Raw genomic sequence first — 16,241 nt, forward strand, 5'->3', positions numbered from 1 at the left:
TCAAGGGTCTTATTCATGAGGCGCATGGTGTGCCTGATGACTTGAGGAGGATCGCCCGTGCCTCTGGCCCGTTCGACGCGACGGCGGCTCACCGGCGCCGTCACCACCGTTCTCGCCGTCACACTCGGGGCGACGTCGGCCGCTCCCGCGCACGCCGCTCCGGCCGCGGGCCGACTGCTCGCGGCGGACGCGAAGACGACCGCGGACCCGATCGCGACCGCGGACCCGATCGGGTATCCGGGGGGCAGCAGGCTCGTCGGGGCCGGTGTGACCGGCTTCCTGACGACCTCCAACACCGCCGTCACGACCTTCCGACGCTACTCGGACGGCTCCGGGCAGGCGTACGACGGCGCCGTCTACCTGCGATCGACGCCGACGACCGACTTCCTGGTCTTCAGGGACGGGCGCAAGATCACCCAGCGGAACCTGACGACGTCCGGTTCCCTCGAGATCCCCGTCGGCTCCCTCCCGGGGGACGCCAAGTGGGCGGGCGCGGCCAGTGACGCCGTCTTCACCACCATCGTCACCGACGCCGGCACGGTGCTCCGCAAGCACGTCGACGAGACCGCCGAGGTGACGGTCACGGGCCTTCCCGCCGACGCGGTTTCCGTCATGGTCACACCCGCGACGCCCTCCCACGCCAAGGTCACCTTCATACGGAGTGGCCTGGGCGGCTGGGGCCTCCTCGACCTCGCCACCGGCGTCCTCACTCTCGCCACCCCCGGGATGGGCGCACAGGCGGTCTCCTCGACCCACATCGCCTGGACCAGCGCTTCAGCGACGGACCGGGGACCCCGGGTCTTCGCCGCGGACCGGGCCACCGGCACCGTGCAGGAGGCCCCGGTGCCCCCGGTGCCGTCACTCGGCAACCTCCAGGTGGGCTTGGTCGGCGACTGGGTCCTGTACGGACAGAAGGGCGGCATGAGCTTCGCCCAGCCCAGCGCCCACCACGCCATCACCGCCTACAACCTCACCACCAGGACGATGGTGAAGGTGCTCGACCACGCCTACGAGTTCACGTCCGCACCCGACGGCAGCCTGTACGCGCGCGGCGGCGTTGTCGGCCGGGGCGAGGGCATGTACCGGATCGCGGCCACGGGCGGCGACAGCCTGAAGGCCGAGCTGATCGCGGCGACCGGCAGGCCCACCGAGGTCGTCGCCACGGCTTCCACCGTGCCCCCGGCGGTCCTCGACCTCGACCGGGTCAACGGGTTCGTCTTCAGGTGGACGCTCTCCCGTGACGTGTGGAGCCCGAAGATCACCATCCGCCATGTGCGGACCGGAAAGACCCAGGTGCTGACCTCTCCGGACCTCTCCACCAGTGCACCGGCGGTCAGCTGGGTCGACAACAACTGGGACGAGAGCGTCCCCAACGGCGACTACACCTGGGAGATGACCGGCGAGCCGGTCAACGGCATCGGCCCGGCCGTCACCGCCAAGGGCGCGTTCAAGGTCGTGCGCAAGGCGCAGCCGCACGACTTCAACGACAACGGCAGCCCCGACATGCTCAGCCGGGACTCTGCCGGCCGACTGTGGCGAACGGATCTGTTCTACCGCCCGATCGACGAGCGGCGCGGCATCAACGAGGCCGGGCCCCGGACCCTTCTCGGTTCGGGCTGGGGCGTCTACGACCGGATCGAGGCCGCGGGCAACCTGGGCGGTACGCCGGTCGGCGACCTCCTGGCCCGCGACACGTCCGGTGTGCTCTGGCTGTACCAGGGCACGGGCACCGGCAACTTCGCCACCCGGGTCCAGGTCGGCGGGGGTTGGCAGGCCTACGACAAGATCACGTCCGGCAGCGACCTGACCGGCGACGGCCGCGTGGACGCGCTCGCCACCGACAGGTCCGGCGTGCTCTGGCTCTACCCCGGCACCGGCAACGCCACGAAGCCGTTCCTCACCCGCAAGAAGGTCGGTGCCGGCTGGGGGATCTACAACGACATCACCGCAGTCGCCGACATCGCGGGCGGCTCCGCCGGAGACCTCGTCGCCCGCGACAAGGACGGTGTCCTCTGGCTCTACCTGGGCAAGGGCGACGGCACGTTCGCACCCCGCACGAAGATCGGCGGCGGCTGGAACGCGTTCCGTCCACTGATCGCGGCCGGCGACGCGGACGGAGACGGGCGCCCCGATCTCATGGGCCTCGGGGCGGCCTACGAGACACCGAAGCTGTACAAGAGCACGGGCGACTGGAAGGCCCCCTTCCGGAGCGGCGAGATCATGAACCTGGACCAGGTCGGCGCGATCACGGCAGACCCCGTGTTCTGACCCCGCCAACCCAAGCCGTCAGGCGTACGGAAGGCGGCCGGGCTGGAACAGGGCGTCAGACAGGAGCTCAGGCCCGGCCACCCCTGACGGCTTTCGCTGATGTCACCCGTAGATGCCGAAGACCCCCAACCAAGATCGGTTGGGGGCCTTCGACGTTCCTGCCTGGAGCCCCCTGTCGGGTTCGAACCGACGACCCCCGCTTTACAAGAGCGGTGCTCTGGCCAGCTGAGCTAAGGAGGCAGCGAGTGCAGTGTAACCAACCTCGTCCCCGCGACGGTCGGAAATCTCACCCCGGGTGGAGTGCTGACAGATGCCGCGGCGCCAGGTAGCGTCACGTGCAGTTCACCCAGGTGGACTAGACCTCAATCCTTCCTTTACTCGGATCGTCCGGCACGTTCCTGCCGGTGAAGGGACACATCACCATGGCTTCCGTCACTTTCGACAAGGCGACCCGGGTGTACCCCGGTGCCACCAAGCCCTCCGTCGACCAGCTCGACATCGAGATCGCCGACGGCGAGTTCCTCGTCCTCGTCGGGCCCTCCGGCTGTGGCAAGTCGACCTCCCTGCGCATGCTCGCGGGTCTCGAGGACGTCAACGCCGGCTCCATCCGCATCGGTGACCGCGACGTCACGCACCTGCCGCCCAAGGACCGGGACATCGCCATGGTGTTCCAGAACTACGCGCTGTACCCGCACATGAGCGTCGCCGACAACATGGGCTTCGCGCTCAAGATCGCCGGTGTCAACAAGTCCGAGATCCGCACCAAGGTCGAAGAGGCCGCGAAGATCCTGGACCTCACCGAGTACCTCGACCGCAAGCCGAAGGCGCTCTCCGGCGGTCAGCGCCAGCGTGTCGCCATGGGCCGCGCCATCGTGCGTGAGCCGCAGGTCTTCCTCATGGACGAGCCGCTGTCGAACCTCGACGCCAAGCTCCGCGTGTCGACCCGTACGCAGATCGCCGGCCTCCAGCGCCGTCTCGGCATCACCACGGTCTACGTCACCCACGACCAGACCGAGGCCCTCACCATGGGCGACCGCGTCGCCGTCCTCAAGGACGGTCTGCTCCAGCAGGTCGACTCGCCGCGCAACATGTACGACAAGCCGGCCAACCTCTTCGTCGCCGGCTTCATCGGCTCCCCCGCCATGAACCTGGTCGAGGTCCCGATCACCGACGGCGGCGTCAAGTTCGGCAACAGCGTCGTCCCGGTCTCCCGTGACGCCATCGCCGCCGCCTCCGCCAACGGCGACACCACCGTCACCGTCGGCGTCCGCCCCGAGCACTTCGACGTACAGGGCCCCACCGGCAAGGACGGCCTGGCCGTCACCGTCAACGTCGTCGAGGAGCTCGGCTCCGACGGCTTCGTGTACGGCTCCACCCGCGTCGGCGGCGAGGACAAGGACCTGGTCGTCCGCGTCGGCGGCCGTGACGTCCCCGCCAAGGGCACCACGCTGCACGTCGTCCCGCGCGCCGCCGAGCTCCACGTCTTCTCGACGTCGACCGGCGCCCGCCTCAGCGACTGACCCTCGGCAGCCGGCACCCGCCCAAGCCGACCGCACGACCCCGTATCTCTTGCAGATGCGGGGTCGTTCGTCTTGATGGCGGCCCGCTCGACGGACGAGGACACCTACGGGGGGTTTACCGGGAAAACCCCGGCATTCCCGGCCCGCCCCCACCCCTCGCGTCAACACGGAATTCGAAAAGCCACTTCGAACCATCCCCCGCGAGAGTGACTAAATGTCGCCATATCACTACCGGCCGCTACGCTCGCCTGCGTGACGCCTACTGCCCGCCGAATCGGCCGCTCTCTCGCCCTCGTCCTGCCCGTCGTCCTGGTGCTCTCGGGAACGCTCGCGGTGTCCGCCGTGCCGTGGGCCGGCGAGGACGCCGGGACCCAGCTGACGGCGTCCTCCTCCGAGGTCTCCGTCCGGGCCAAGTCCCGTGCCCCGCAGGACGTTCTGCGCGACCAGCTCCTCGCCGAGCTCCAGGAGAAGGACCCCGGGGTCGCCCTCACCCACCTCCAGCGCGAGGTGGAGAACCGGCCCTCCCTCGCCAAGCACTGCATGTCCATCGCCCGCTCCCTCGGCCGCGCCGCCGTCGAGCAGTACGGCCCCTCCCGCGCCCAGGGCTTCTCGCGGCCGGTCTGCGACACCTCGTACGCGACCGGCGTGATGCGCGCGAGCTGAGCGACGACGCAGAGCAGAGACTCGGAGCGACGACGCTGAGCCACGACGCGCGTCCGGCCGTCGGGCGTCCGGCCGCCGGACGTACGGGACGCCTATCGTTCCCCGTATGCACACCACTCCGACGCAGGCCGTGGTCCTGGCGGGCGGCCAGGGCTCACGGCTCCGCCCGTACACCGACGACCGCCCCAAGCCGATGGTCGAGATCCCGGGCACCGGGACCCCGATCATCGGCCATCAGCTTTCCTGGCTCGCCGCCGAGGGCGTGACCGACGCCGTCGTCTCCTGCGGCCACCTCGCCGAAGTGCTCCAGGAGTGGCTGGAGAGCGCCGACCTTCCGCTCAAGGTGACCACGGTCGTCGAGACCGAGCCGCTGGGCCGCGGCGGCGGCCTCAAGTACGCCGCCGCGCATCTGCCCGCGCCGGACCGGCCCTGGTACGCCACCAACGGCGACATCTGGACCCGCTTCTCGCTGCGCGAGATGGCCGCCTTCCACGACGAGCGCGACGCCCTCGCCACCCTCGCCCTGGCCCGCCCCCGCATCCCGTGGGGCGCCGTCGAGACCGACACCTTCGGCCACATCACCGACTTCATCGAGGCGCCGCCGTCGCCGTTCCTCATCAACGCGGGCGTGTACGTCTTCTCCGCGGCCTTCACGGAGCTCCTCCCGGACCTGGGCGACCACGAGCGCACCACGTTCCCCCGGCTCGCCCGGGAGCGCCGGCTGGCCGGCTTCCCGCTGCCCCAGGGGGCCTACTGGCGGGCCATCGACACCGCCAAGGACCTCACCGAGGCCGCCAAGGAGCTTGCCGCACAGCGGGGATGAGACACACCCGCCCTCGTACGCCGCCGTACGAAGAAGCAGCACCGCGCGAAGGGGCGGCACCGCGTTCGCGCGGTGCCGCCCCTTCGTGTCCATGCCGGTGTTCTCAGCCCAGCAGTCCGCCGATCGGGTTCTTCGCCCCGCCCGACGTCGAGCCGGGCTCCGACGGCGTGCTGCCCGTCGAACCGGTCGAGCCGCCGCCGGAGCCGCCGCTCGACGAGCTGCCGCCCGTGCTGCTCGGGGTGTCGCTGGTGGACGGCGGGGGCTCCGGGTCGGACTGCGTGGGCGTACGGCTGCTGCCGCCGCCTCCGGTGCCGGTGCCCGTGCCCTGCGTGGCCGTCGGGCGCTGCTCCTGCGTCCGGGTGGCCTCGCGGGTGGTCTCGGTCGGCCGGGTCGCCTCCTGCGTCTTCTCGCGCTCGGCCGGGGCCTCGCTGGTCGCGGCGGGCGCGGGCACGGTGGACGAGGCGGTCTTGGAGGGGGCCTGGCGCTTCGGCTCGGTGGGGAGCGGCCGGCCCGGCAGGTGGTTGATCGGGTCGTCGTTGGGGCCGGGGACGGTGACCATCTCGGTGGAGCGGACGGCGCCGCCGAGGACGGAGCCGACGAGGAGGGTGAGGCCGACGACGACCGCGGCGACGAGGGTGCTGCGGCGGATGACGCGGCGGCGCAGGTCCCAGAGGTCGGCGCGCGGGCCGAGGGTGCGCCACGCCTCGCCGGCGAGGCGGCCGTCGATCGAGTAGACCGGGGCGCCGGCGATGATCAGCGGGGACCAGGCGGCCAGGAAGATGATGTCGGCGGAGTCGTAGACCGGGACGGTCTTCCAGCTGACCGTGAGGAGCAGCGCCGCGGAGAGCAGGGCTCCGACGACGGCGGCGACGCGCTGCCAGAGGCCGAGGACGGTGAGGACGCCGACGACGACCTGGAGGAACGCGACGGTGAGTCCGGCGCCGACCGGGTGCTGGAGGGCGAAGTCGCGGAGGGGTTCGGCGAGGGGCCAGGGGTGCAGGGAGTTGAGCCACTTGACCATGGAGCCGCGCTCGCCGCCGTCGAAGTAGACGGGGTCGCAGAGCTTGCCCATGCCCGCGTAGATGGAGATGAAGCCGAGGAAGACGCGGAGCGGGAGGAGGACGACGCCGAGGTTCATCCGGCGGCCGGGGTAGTAGGCGTGCCGGACGGAGTCCTGGCCGTGGCGCTGTGCGGGCCGGGCCTCCGCGGTCTCGTCCTCGTACGCCGCCGAGCCGGGGCCCTCGGCCTCGGGCCGGAGCTCGTACAGGTCGTCGTACGCGCCCTCGGCGCGGCGCATCGGCGGCAGCAGGGGGCCGGAGTCGGCGGTCACCACGGGGGTGGGCATGGTGTCGTCGAAGCGCGGGATCGCCTGGGTGGAGCCCGCGTCGACGCCCGCGTGGCCGCCGCGGCCGCGGAGGCCGCCGTCACGGCCGCCGTGGCCGACCGACGGCTCGAGCGTGGAGACGGAGGACTCCCGCACGGCCTGGAGGAGGCCGGTCGCGCCCGGTGAGGACTTTCCGGTCCACACGACGGGACGACGGCGGGCTCCGCCCGCGCCTGCCCCGGCCCCGGACAGGGCTGCGGTGCGGGCGCCGATCTTCGGCTGCGGAGCCGGCGCGAGCCGCACACGGAAGCTGGCGTGGTTCACGATCACCTGGGCGGGATCGGAATCCACCTTGACCATGCTCAACGCGGGCTGATCGTCGAACCCCGGCCGGGGCGTTCTGGTGTCCACACTCATCTAACCGAGTGATCTGGGTTTAGGACACTGCCTTGACGGCTCGCAAATGTCCGAGACCCGTCAAGATCACGCCACGGCCGAGGCCGGAAGTACTACCGGCCCGGTGTCAGCGGGCCATCCGGCGGCGGGCCGCCTCGTAGAGCACGACACCGGCCGCGACACCGGCGTTCAGCGACTCGGCGCCGCCCGGCATCGGGATGCGGACGAGGAAGTCGCAGGTCTCGCCGACGAGGCGGGACAGGCCCTTGCCCTCGGAGCCGACGACGATGACGACCGGGCCGCCCAGCTCCTCCAGCTCGTGCACCTCGCGGTCGCCGTCGGCGGCGAGGCCGACGACCGTGACACCGGCCTTCTGGTACTGCTCCAGGCAGCGCGTCAGGTTGGTGGCGCGGGCGACCGGGGTACGGGCGGCGGTGCCGGCCGAGGTCTTCCACGCGCCGGCGGTCATGCCGGCGGCGCGGCGCTCGGGGACGACGACGCCGTGGCCGCCGAAGGCGGAGACGGAGCGGACGACGGCGCCGAGGTTGCGCGGGTCGGTGACACCGTCGAGGGCGACGATCAGCGGGTCGTCGTGGTCGTCGAAGGCGGCCGTGACGAGGTCCTCGGGGTGCGCGTACTCGTACGGCGGGACCTGGAGGACGAGGCCCTGGTGGTTCAGGCCGTTCGTCATCCGGTCGAGCTCGGGGCGCGGCGCCTCCATGATGTTGATGTTGCCGCGGCCGGTGGCGAGGTTCAGGGCCTCGCGCACGCGCTCGTCGTTGTCGATGAACTGCTGCACGTACAGCGTCGAGGCGGGCACGCCGTCGCGCAGGGCCTCGAAGACCGGGTTGCGGCCGACGACCATCTCGGACTGGCCCTTGCCGCCGCGGCGGACGACGGGCTTGCGCTTGGCCGCGTTGCGGGCCATCGCGTTGGTGACGCGGAAGGCCTTGTGGCCCTTGCGGGCTTCGGCCTTGGGCGTCGGGCCCTTGCCTTCGAGTCCCTTGCGCCGCTGGCCACCGCTGCCGATCGTCGCACCCTTCTTGTTGGACGTGCGACGGTTCCTGCGCTGGCTGTTCCCGGCCATGACTACTCTCATCCTCGGTGTTGCGTACGGGGGCGTACTCGGCCCTCGTACAAGGTCTGTAACTGAAGTGTGCCGCCCGGAGGCCCGAGCGGCACGTCTTCTAACGGTTGCCCAGCGTCCAGCGGGGGCCGTCGGGGCTGTCCTCGATGGCGAGGCCGGACTGGTTGAGCTGGTCGCGGATCGCGTCCGCGGTCGCCCAGTCCTTGCGCTCGCGCGCCGACTCGCGCTGCTGGAGCACGAGCCGTACGAGGGTGTCGACGGCTCCGTGGAGCTCGTCGCCGCCACCGGTCTCCTCGGCCCAGTGCGGGTCGAGCGGGTCCAGGCCGAGGACGCCGAGCATGGCCCGGACCTCGGCGAGGCGGGCGATGGCCTGCTCCTTGTCGTCCGCGGCGAGGGCGCTGTTGCCCTGCCGGACGGTGGTGTGGATGATCGCGAGCGCGTGCGGCACGCCCAGGTCGTCGTCCATGGCCTCGGCGAAGGCCGGCGGCACCTCGGCGGCGGGGGCGACGTCCTTGCCCGCCTTCTCGGTGGCGCGCTGGACGAAGCCCTCGATCCGGGCGAACGCCGACTCGGCCTCGCGCAGGGACTCCTCGCCGTACTCGATCATCGAGCGGTAGTGCGGGGTGCCCAGGTAGTAGCGGAGGACGATGGGGCGCCAGTTCTTCACCATCTCGGACACCAGCACGCTGTTGCCGAGCGACTTCGACATCTTCTCGCCGCTCATGGTGACCCAGGCGTTGTGCACCCAGTACTGGGCGAAGGAGTCGCCGAAGGCCTTGGCCTGGGCGATCTCGTTCTCGTGGTGCGGGAAGATCAGGTCGAGGCCGCCGCCGTGGATGTCGAAGGCGGAGCCCAGGTACTTGTGGGCCATCGCCGAGCACTCCAGGTGCCAGCCGGGGCGGCCGCGGCCCCACGGGGTCTCCCAGTCGGGCTCGCCCGGCTTGGTCGCCTTCCACATGGCGAAGTCGCGGGGGTCGCGCTTGCCGGAGACGCCCTCGTCGGGCTGGCGGAGGTCGTCGATGTCCTGGTTGGAAAGCTCCAGGTAGCCCGGGAAGGAGCGCACGTCGAAGTAGACGCTGCCGTCGGCCTCGTACGCGTGGCCGCGCTCGATGAGGCCGCGCATCATCTCGATCATCTCGGGGACGTGCCCGGTGGCGCGGGGCTCGTAGCTGGGCGGCAGGCAACCGAGCGCGTCGTAACCGGAGTTGAACGCGCGCTCGTTCTCGTAGCCGATGGACCACCAGGGGCGGCCCTGCTCGGCGCCCTTCCTGATGATCTTGTCGTCGATGTCGGTGACGTTGCGGATGAACGTGACGTCGTAACCGCGGTACGCGAACCAGCGGCGCATGATGTCGAAGTTCAGCCCCGAACGGATGTGGCCGATGTGCGGGGCCGCCTGGACGGTGGCACCACAGAGGTAGATCGAGACCTGGCCCGGCGTGAGCGGGGTGAAGTCACGGATCTGCCGGGCGCTGGTGTCGTACAGGCGAATAGTCACCACTCCAGGGTAGTGGGCGTGTGGTAGTGCCCCGATACCTGTTCCCCGTCTCCGATGACGTTTTTCACCGGTACCGGTGGATGCCGGTACCGGTGAACGTGACGACCGACGCTCCGGCGCGCGGTTACGGGCGGGCCACCGGGTACACGAGGGCCGTCGCGAGCGCCGCGAGGCCCTCCGCGCGGCCGGTCAGACCGAGGCCGTCCGTCGTGGTGCCGGAGACGGAGACCGGTGCGCCGGCCGCCTCGCTCAGCGCCTTCTGCGCCTCGTCGCGCCGCTTGCCGACCTTGGGGCGGACGCCGATGACCTGGACGGCGATGTTGCCGATCTCGTACCCCTCGGCGCGGACGATCCGGGCGGCCTCCGCGAGCAGGGTGACGCCGGAGGCGCCGGAGTACTCGGGGCGGGAGGTGCCGAAGTGGGCGCCGAGGTCGCCGACGCCGGCGGCGGAGAAGAGCGCGTCACAGGCGGCGTGGGCGGCGACGTCACCGTCGGAGTGCCCGGCGAGGCCGTATCCGTCGCTCGCGGACTCGTCCCAGAGGAGGCCCGCGCACCAGAGTTCGCGGCCCTTCTCGAAGGCGTGGACGTCGGTACCGATGCCGGTACGGGGGAGGTTCATCGGCTCAGAAGCCATCGTTGGCCCTCCTGCGGGCGAGTACGGCCTCGGCGAGGACGAGGTCGAGGGGGCGGGTCACCTTGAAGGCCTCCTCGTGGCCGGGCACGACGGCGACGGGCGCGCCGAGCCGCTCGACCATACCGGCGTCGTCGGTGGCGCCCTCACCGGTGAGGGCGACGGTGGCGTGGGCGTTGACCAGGGTGTCGTGGTCGAAGCCCTGGGGGGTCTGGACGGCGCGGAGCCGGGCCCGGACCGGGGTGGCGACGACCTGCTCGGGGTCGCCCGGCCGCTCGGCCGGCTCGACCTCCTTGACGGTGTCGGCGACGGGCAGCGCGGGGACGACGGCGACGGCCCCGTCCCGTACGGCCTCGATGACCGCGTCCACGGTGTCGACGGGGACGAGCGGGCGGGCCGCGTCGTGGACGAGGACGATGCCGATGCCCTCGGGGAGGGCGTCGAGCCCGAGGCGTACGGACTCCTGGCGGGTGTCACCGCCGGGTACGACCAGGTAGTCGGTGCGCTCGGGGAGGGCGTGGGCGTCGAGGAGGTTCTTGACCTCGGGGGCGCCCTCGGGGGGTGCGACCACGACGACGAGCGAGACCGCGCGTGAGGCGGCCATCGCGCGGACGGCGTGGATGAGCATGGGGGTGCCGTTCAGCGCGCGCAGCGCCTTGGGGGCGCCCGGGCCGAGGCGTACGCCCCGTCCGGCGGCCGGGATCACCACGGCGGTACGAGAAGGACGCGCTTCGTCTGACATCGGTTGCACTCCGGCAGGTTTGTTTCCGCGGCCGACATGGGTATGGCCTCACCGTGCCGGACGCTCCGCCTTGACCGGGCCCTTTCCGTGACGACGGTCGAGGCGTTGGCGCCCGCGCACAGGGGTTCGGACGTAACAGGGGGAACGAGAGCATACGTACATGAACGCGTGTACGCGAAAGTGCGTACAGGAGCATGCGTGCTGTCGCGGCCGTGCGGTGTCGCAGGGGTGAGTGGTACGCAGGGGTGAAGTGGTGCGGGAGCACGGTGGTGAGACACCACAGGGTGAGACACCGCAGCCGTTGCCGCACGCGTGAAATGCCGCGGTGCCCGGCGGCAGCACTGTGTGGATCACAGCACGCCGACGGGCACCGCGGCATCGCTTCACTTGGTAGCGCGCTCGGATGTCGTCAGAGCACGCTCAGGACGCGAGGACCTCGTCGAGGAGAGCCTCGGCCTTGTCCTCGTTCGTGTTCTCCGCGAGGGCCAGCTCGCTGACCAGAATCTGCCGGGCCTTCGCGAGCATGCGCTTCTCACCGGCGGAGAGACCGCGCTCGCGCTCACGCCGCCACAGGTCGCGGACTACTTCGGCGACCTTGATGACATCGCCGGAGGCGAGCTTCTCGAGATTTGCCTTGTAGCGACGGGACCAGTTCGTCGGCTCTTCGGCGTACGGCGCGCGCAGCACCTCGAAGACCCGGTCCAGCCCGTCCTGACCGACTACGTCGCGAACACCGACGAACTCCGCATTGTCCGCCGGCACACGAACCGTCAGGTCGCCCTGCGCGACCTTGAGCACCAAGTAGGTCTTGTCCACGCCTTTGATCTGGCGAGTTTCGATGGCCTCGATCAGCGCGGCCCCGTGATGGGGATAGACCACGGTGTCGCCAACCTTGAACGTCATGTGACAGGTACCCCTTCCGTGGCTATCCAGGGTAACACGGATACGGCTTCTTCTGAATGGCGTTTTCGCAGGTCAGGGCATATCTCGGGGCTTGACAACAGCAACACGATCGTGCTGCGGAGGGCTTCCGGAAGGCGGTATTCGCAGGTCGGAGCGGCTGCGCGGACGGAGAGAAACGCGCACGTTACACCTACCCGGAGCCCCTCCGGAGAGGGTTGATGCCCCGTTTTGTCGGGTTCGGCGGGGCCTTCCCCACGTACTCCGTTCGAGGATCGTCCACCCGTACGGATGCATCACGGGGTGATTCCGTAATTGATCAGCGGACGCCGGTCGGGGCTTTTCCGGAGGTACGGCTCCGGGGAATGCGGGGGGGCCCTCGAATTGATCAAGGCAGTTATGTGAACAACAGGTCAATGGGTCGTGATCCGGCCACGACGGCCGGTGCGTGGCGAGAACGGCGGAGGGCGGCCGGGCGTTCCGGGGACGGTCCCGGGAGGTCCCCGGGAGCCGAACCGGGACCGCCACCGGACCTCCACCGGACCGCCCGCCCGGACCGCGCCCCGGCAGCACCCGGAGACCCGCGTGGCCGGTAAGGGGCGGGTCGGGTGCGGGACGGAGAGTGCGGCTCGGTAACCTGAGCGCGCTGACACACCCTTAGTTGGTCTTAGCTGGTCTTAGTCGGTCTTTGGTGCCGAAGCAGTCCGAAGCCTGTCCGTAGCCCGTCCGAACGTCCTAGGAGATGCCGCCGCCGTGAGCCGCAGCCTTCGACGCGGCACCCTCGCCGCCACCGCCATCGTTCTCTCCGTCGCCGCGCTGTCCGCCTGTGGTGCGGGCAACGACGCGCAGACGCTCGGCGTCAAGCCGGACAACGCCGCCGTCACCGTCGACGACGTCAAGATCCAGAACGCGCTGGTGATCACCCAGCCCCTGGACGTCGCCAAGGGCCCGGCCGTCGTCTCGGCCACCGTCTTCAACAACGGCGGGCTGCCCCAGACGATCCAGTCCATCACCCTGCCGGGCACCAACGCCGCCGTGGCGCTGAAGCCGGCCACGGGCGCCGGCCCGGTCGTCGTCCCGGCCAACGGCTCCGTCGTCATCGGCGGCGAGGGCAACGCCTCCGCCGTCATCGAGAACGGCAGCGAAGCCACCCGCGACGGCGACGCGCAGAAGGTCGTCTTCAAGCTCAGCCGCACCGGCGACGTCGGCCTGGACGCCTTCGTGGTCCCGGCGGCGAGCTACTTCAAGGACTTCGGCCCGACCATCCTCCCGGCGCCCCCGGGCGCCGAGCCGACCGCCACGGCGTCGCCCTCGGGCGAGGGCGAGCACGGCGCCGAGCCGTCGGGCGAGGCGAGCCACGCGGCCGGTCACTGACCGTACGTACGCACACGTGAAGGGCGCCCTCCCCGGCCGGGGAGGGCGCCCTTCACGTATCTCCTGCCGTCCGGACGCCCGGGCCGAGGACCGGTCCACGGCCCGGGCGTCCCCGCTGTCCGGGTCCACGGCCTCCCGGCCGCCGTCCGGTCTACGGCTCGAACTTGTAGCCCAGGCCCCGGACCGTCACCAGGTAGCGCGGGGCGCCCGGGTCCGGCTCGATCTTGGCGCGGAGGCGCTTGACGTGGACGTCGAGGGTCTTGGTGTCGCCGACATAGTCCGCGCCCCAGACCCGGTCGATGAGCTGCATACGGGTCAGCACGCGGCCCGCGTTGCGCAGCAGCATCTCCAGGAGGTCGAACTCCTTCAGGGGCAGGTCGACCTTGCCGCCCGCGACCGTCACCACGTGGCGGTCGACGTCCATCCGGACCGGGCCGGCCTCCAGGGCCGCCGGCGTGACCTCCTCCGGCTCACCGCGGCGGCGCAGGACCGCGCGGATGCGGGCGACCAGCTCCCGCGAGGAGAAGGGCTTCGTCACGTAGTCGTCGGCTCCTATCTCCAGCCCGACGACCTTGTCGATCTCGCTGTCCTTGGCCGTCACCATGATGACGGGGACGTTCGAGCGGCCGCGCAGCTGACGGCACACCTCGGTACCGGGGAGCCCCGGAAGCATCAGGTCGAGGAGGACGAGGTCGGCCCCGTTGCGCTCGAACTCGTCGAGGCCGTCGGGCCCGGTCGCCGCTACGGCGACTTCGAAGCCCTCCTTGCGAAGCATGTAGGACAGGGCGTCGCTGAAGGATTCCTCATCCTCGACGACAAGCACTCGGGTCACGGAAGGACCTCCGGGGCAGGGAGCGGTTCGGTCATGAGATCAGGGGTGGGGGACGAGGCGGGTCGGCGGTCCCGTACGGTGCCCGCCTCGGGCAGCCGCAGGGTGAAGGTGGAGCCCTGGCCCTCGGTGCTCCAGACGGTGACCTCTCCGCCGTGGGAGGCGGCCACGTGCTTGACGATGGCCAGGCCGAGTCCCGTACCGCCGGTGGCACGGGAGCGGGCCGGGTCGACCCGGTAGAAGCGCTCGAAGATGCGCTCGCGGTCCCGCTCGGAGATGCCGATGCCCTGGTCGGTCACGGCTATCTCGATCAGGTCCCCGCCCGGCGCCGCGATGTGGCGGGCGGCGATGCCCACCCTCGTCCGGGCCGGTGAGTAGTTGACGGCGTTCTCCACGAGGTTGCCCAGGGCGGCGGCGAGCTGACCGCGGCTGCCCCAGACATGGAGGTCGGCCGCACCCCCCGACACCATGGTGATCTGCTTGGTGGAGGCGGGCTGCCGCGAGCGGTCGATCGCCTCGGCGACGAGTTCGTCCACGGACACGGGCTCGGAGTCTTCCAGCGGGTCGTCGTTCTGCACGCGGGAGAGGTCGATGAGCTCCTGTACGAGGTTGGTGAGGCGGGTCGCCTCGATCTGCATGCGGCCGGCGAAGCGGGTGACCGCCTCGGGGTCGTCCGAGGCGTCCATGACCGCCTCGGAGAGCAGGGAGAGCGCGCCCGTCGGGGTCTTGAGCTCATGGCTCACGTTGGCGACGAAGTCGCGCCGTACCGCTTCGATACGACGGGCCTCGGTGAGGTCCTCGACCAGCAGCAGCACGAGGCGCGAGCCCAGCGGGGCGACCCGGGCGGAGACGGCGAGGGCCTCGCCGCGTCCGCTGCCGCGCCGGGCCAGGTCCAGCTCGACCTGCCGTATCTCTCCGTCCCTGCGGGTGTCACGGGCCATGTTGAGCATGGGCTCGACAGCCAGTTTCCCGCCGCGGACCAGGCCGAGTGCGTACGCCGCCGAGCTGGCCTTCACCACGGAGTCGCTCTCGTCGAGGACGACCGCGGAGGAGCGCAGCACGGACAGCACGGTGTCGACGCCGGGCGGGAGCACGGCGTCGGTGTGCAGAGAGGTACGGGTGGGTCTCGCCTGGTCGCGCTCGCTCCAGCGGAACGCCAGCATGGCGATCACGCCGGTGCACACTCCGGCGATCGCGGCCAATGCGGCGACCGCCGCGTTCACGTCCATGCCTCCCAGGTTATGCGGGTGCGAGGACTCTCTCCCAGCCGTCCGAGTGGCTCCTCGAACACTCGTCGCTCAGAGTTCACCCCGAGGACCTGGTTGGTTCATATGCACCGGGAGGGGCGGCGGCTTACGTCGCCCAGAGTTCACCTTGGGGAAAGTATTGATTCATGTGTGCGGGTGGAGCCGGACGCGTGAGGGGCCGAAGGTGGGAACGTGGGGATCCGAGGCCCCATCCGGACCCCGGAGCTTTGCCGAGCTTTGCGTAGAGAGGGACATCCATGCGGGACGCGTACCACGAGGAACTGGACTCGATCGGCGAGAGCCTGGTCGAGATGGCCCGGCTCGTCGGGTCGGCTGTCGGGCGCGCCACCACGGCGATGCTCGACGCGGATCTCAAGCTCGCGGAGAGCGTGATCGCCGCCGACCAGAAGGTCGACGATCTCCAGCACGAGCTGGAGGCCCGGGCGATAGCGCTGCTCGCGCGGCAGCAGCCGGTGGCGACGGACCTGCGGATCGTGGTGACCTCGCTGCGCATGAGCGCCGACCTGGAGCGCTCGGGCGACCTGGCCCAGCACGTGGCGAAGCTCGCCCGGCTGCGGTTCCCCGAGTCCGCGGTGCCGCGCGACCTGCACGCGACCATCCTGGAGATGGGGCAGCTGGCGCAGCGCCTGATGGCGAAGGCGGCGGAGGTCATCATCACGAAGGACGTCGACCTGGCGCTCCAGCTGGAGCAGGACGACGACGAGATGGACCTGCTGCACCGGACGCTGTTCCAGCACCTGATCGACGACCGCTGGAAGCACGGCATCGAGACGGCGGTCGACGTGACGCTGCTCGGCCGCTACTACGAGCGGTTCGCCGACCACGCGGTGTCGGTGGCCAAGCGTGTGGTGTACCTGGTGACGGGTGAGCACGCGGACGAGCTCCAGGCGGCGGACGCGCCGGTCGAGGGCGCGTAGC

14 protein-coding genes and 1 tRNA gene are annotated in these 16,241 nt (G+C 70.8%); 6 read left to right on the forward strand and 9 right to left on the reverse strand.

All coding sequences use genetic code 11. The features are described 5' to 3' along the window. The first annotated feature begins 57 nt into the window (after positions 1-57). Positions 58-2,268, forward strand: coding sequence for an FG-GAP repeat domain-containing protein (locus AMK27_RS23310; RefSeq protein ID WP_073911625.1), 2,211 nt, complete (start codon positions 58-60; stop codon positions 2,266-2,268). A gap of 163 nt (positions 2,269-2,431) precedes the next feature. On the opposite strand, the gene AMK27_RS23315 is transcribed toward AMK27_RS23310, so the two are convergent. Beyond that, a tRNA-Thr gene (locus AMK27_RS23315) sits at positions 2,432-2,508 on the reverse strand. Between the two features lie 182 nt (positions 2,509-2,690). Here AMK27_RS23315 and AMK27_RS23320 point away from each other — a divergent pair. The 3 genes from AMK27_RS23320 to AMK27_RS23330 all read left to right on the forward strand — a co-directional run bounded on the left by AMK27_RS23320 (position 2,691) and on the right by AMK27_RS23330 (position 5,274). Continuing rightward, positions 2,691-3,788 carry an ABC transporter ATP-binding protein gene (locus AMK27_RS23320; protein WP_030323200.1) on the forward strand — a complete coding sequence of 366 codons (1,098 nt, stop codon included), beginning with the start codon at positions 2,691-2,693 and terminating at the stop codon, positions 3,786-3,788. Between the two features lie 252 nt (positions 3,789-4,040). Continuing rightward, entirely contained in the window at positions 4,041-4,451 is a 411-nt protein-coding gene (locus AMK27_RS23325; protein ID WP_073911627.1) for a hypothetical protein, read from the forward strand. A gap of 106 nt (positions 4,452-4,557) precedes the next feature. Beyond that, positions 4,558-5,274, forward strand: a complete 717-nt coding sequence (locus AMK27_RS23330; protein WP_073911628.1) for a nucleotidyltransferase family protein — start codon at positions 4,558-4,560, stop codon at positions 5,272-5,274. 103 nt (positions 5,275-5,377) lie between these two features. Here AMK27_RS23330 and AMK27_RS23335 read toward each other — a convergent pair whose 3' ends face one another. The 6 genes from AMK27_RS23335 to AMK27_RS23360 form a co-directional block, all read right to left on the reverse strand. Next, a complete protein-coding gene (locus AMK27_RS23335; protein WP_073911630.1) occupies positions 5,378-7,015 on the reverse strand; it encodes a DoxX family membrane protein in 1,638 nt (545 codons plus the stop codon). Positions 7,016-7,121: 106 nt separating this feature from the next. Next, complete coding sequence (gene rlmB / locus AMK27_RS23340; RefSeq protein WP_073911632.1) at positions 7,122-8,081, reverse strand: 23S rRNA (guanosine(2251)-2'-O)-methyltransferase RlmB; 960 nt, start codon at positions 8,079-8,081, stop codon at positions 7,122-7,124. A gap of 100 nt (positions 8,082-8,181) precedes the next feature. Next, on the reverse strand, positions 8,182-9,579 hold the full coding sequence (gene cysS / locus AMK27_RS23345; RefSeq protein WP_073911633.1) for a cysteine--tRNA ligase: 1,398 nt from the start codon (positions 9,577-9,579) through the stop codon (positions 8,182-8,184). A gap of 124 nt (positions 9,580-9,703) precedes the next feature. After that, the gene (gene ispF / locus AMK27_RS23350) at positions 9,704-10,213 is read right to left on the reverse strand and encodes a 2-C-methyl-D-erythritol 2,4-cyclodiphosphate synthase (protein WP_073911635.1); all 510 of its coding nucleotides are present in this window, start codon (positions 10,211-10,213) and stop codon (positions 9,704-9,706) included. After that, positions 10,203-10,952 (reverse strand): 2-C-methyl-D-erythritol 4-phosphate cytidylyltransferase, encoded by a 750-nt coding sequence (gene ispD, locus AMK27_RS23355; RefSeq protein ID WP_073911636.1) that lies wholly within the window; start codon positions 10,950-10,952, stop codon positions 10,203-10,205. Before ispD ends, ispF begins: the two co-directional genes overlap by 11 nt. A gap of 420 nt (positions 10,953-11,372) precedes the next feature. Further along, entirely contained in the window at positions 11,373-11,855 is a 483-nt protein-coding gene (locus tag AMK27_RS23360; protein ID WP_003953493.1) for a CarD family transcriptional regulator, read from the reverse strand. A gap of 750 nt (positions 11,856-12,605) precedes the next feature. Here AMK27_RS23360 and AMK27_RS23370 point away from each other — a divergent pair. After that, positions 12,606-13,226 carry a DUF461 domain-containing protein gene (locus AMK27_RS23370; protein ID WP_073911639.1) on the forward strand — a complete coding sequence of 207 codons (621 nt, stop codon included), beginning with the start codon at positions 12,606-12,608 and terminating at the stop codon, positions 13,224-13,226. A gap of 151 nt (positions 13,227-13,377) precedes the next feature. On the opposite strand, the gene AMK27_RS23375 is transcribed toward AMK27_RS23370, so the two are convergent. Together AMK27_RS23375 and AMK27_RS23380 are read right to left on the reverse strand one after the other, a co-directional pair. Beyond that, entirely contained in the window at positions 13,378-14,058 is a 681-nt protein-coding gene (locus AMK27_RS23375) for a response regulator transcription factor (RefSeq protein WP_015035162.1), read from the reverse strand. Continuing rightward, positions 14,055-15,284, reverse strand: coding sequence for a sensor histidine kinase (locus AMK27_RS23380; RefSeq protein ID WP_073911641.1), 1,230 nt, complete (start codon positions 15,282-15,284; stop codon positions 14,055-14,057). The genes AMK27_RS23375 and AMK27_RS23380 overlap by 4 nt, the downstream gene beginning before the upstream one ends. A 275-nt stretch (positions 15,285-15,559) precedes the next feature. Between AMK27_RS23380 and phoU the strand changes: the two genes are divergently transcribed. Further along, positions 15,560-16,240, forward strand: coding sequence for a phosphate signaling complex protein PhoU (phoU, locus tag AMK27_RS23385; protein ID WP_030323218.1), 681 nt, complete (start codon positions 15,560-15,562; stop codon positions 16,238-16,240). The last annotated feature ends 1 nt before the right edge of the window (position 16,241 follow it).

It is taken from the genome of Streptomyces sp. CB02009, assembly GCF_001905825.1.
GTDB lineage: Bacteria > Actinomycetota > Actinomycetes > Streptomycetales > Streptomycetaceae > Streptomyces.

Bases quoted from the DNA above. Each gene is read 5' to 3' on its own strand.
- AMK27_RS23320 (WP_030323200.1), top strand. From the start codon at position 2,691: ATGGCTTCCGTCACTTTCGACAAGGCGACCCGGGTGTACCCCGGTGCC.
- AMK27_RS23330 (WP_073911628.1), top strand. From the start codon at position 4,558: ATGCACACCACTCCGACGCAGGCCGTGGTCCTGGCGGGCGGCCAGGGC.
- AMK27_RS23335 (WP_073911630.1), bottom strand. From the start codon at position 7,015: ATGAGTGTGGACACCAGAACGCCCCGGCCGGGGTTCGACGATCAGCCC.
- rlmB (WP_073911632.1), bottom strand. From the start codon at position 8,081: ATGGCCGGGAACAGCCAGCGCAGGAACCGTCGCACGTCCAACAAGAAG.
- ispF (WP_073911635.1), bottom strand. From the start codon at position 10,213: ATGGCTTCTGAGCCGATGAACCTCCCCCGTACCGGCATCGGTACCGAC.
- ispD (WP_073911636.1), bottom strand. From the start codon at position 10,952: ATGTCAGACGAAGCGCGTCCTTCTCGTACCGCCGTGGTGATCCCGGCC.
- AMK27_RS23360 (WP_003953493.1), bottom strand. From the start codon at position 11,855: ATGACGTTCAAGGTTGGCGACACCGTGGTCTATCCCCATCACGGGGCC.
- AMK27_RS23380 (WP_073911641.1), bottom strand. From the start codon at position 15,284: ATGGACGTGAACGCGGCGGTCGCCGCATTGGCCGCGATCGCCGGAGTG.
- phoU (WP_030323218.1), top strand. From the start codon at position 15,560: ATGCGGGACGCGTACCACGAGGAACTGGACTCGATCGGCGAGAGCCTG.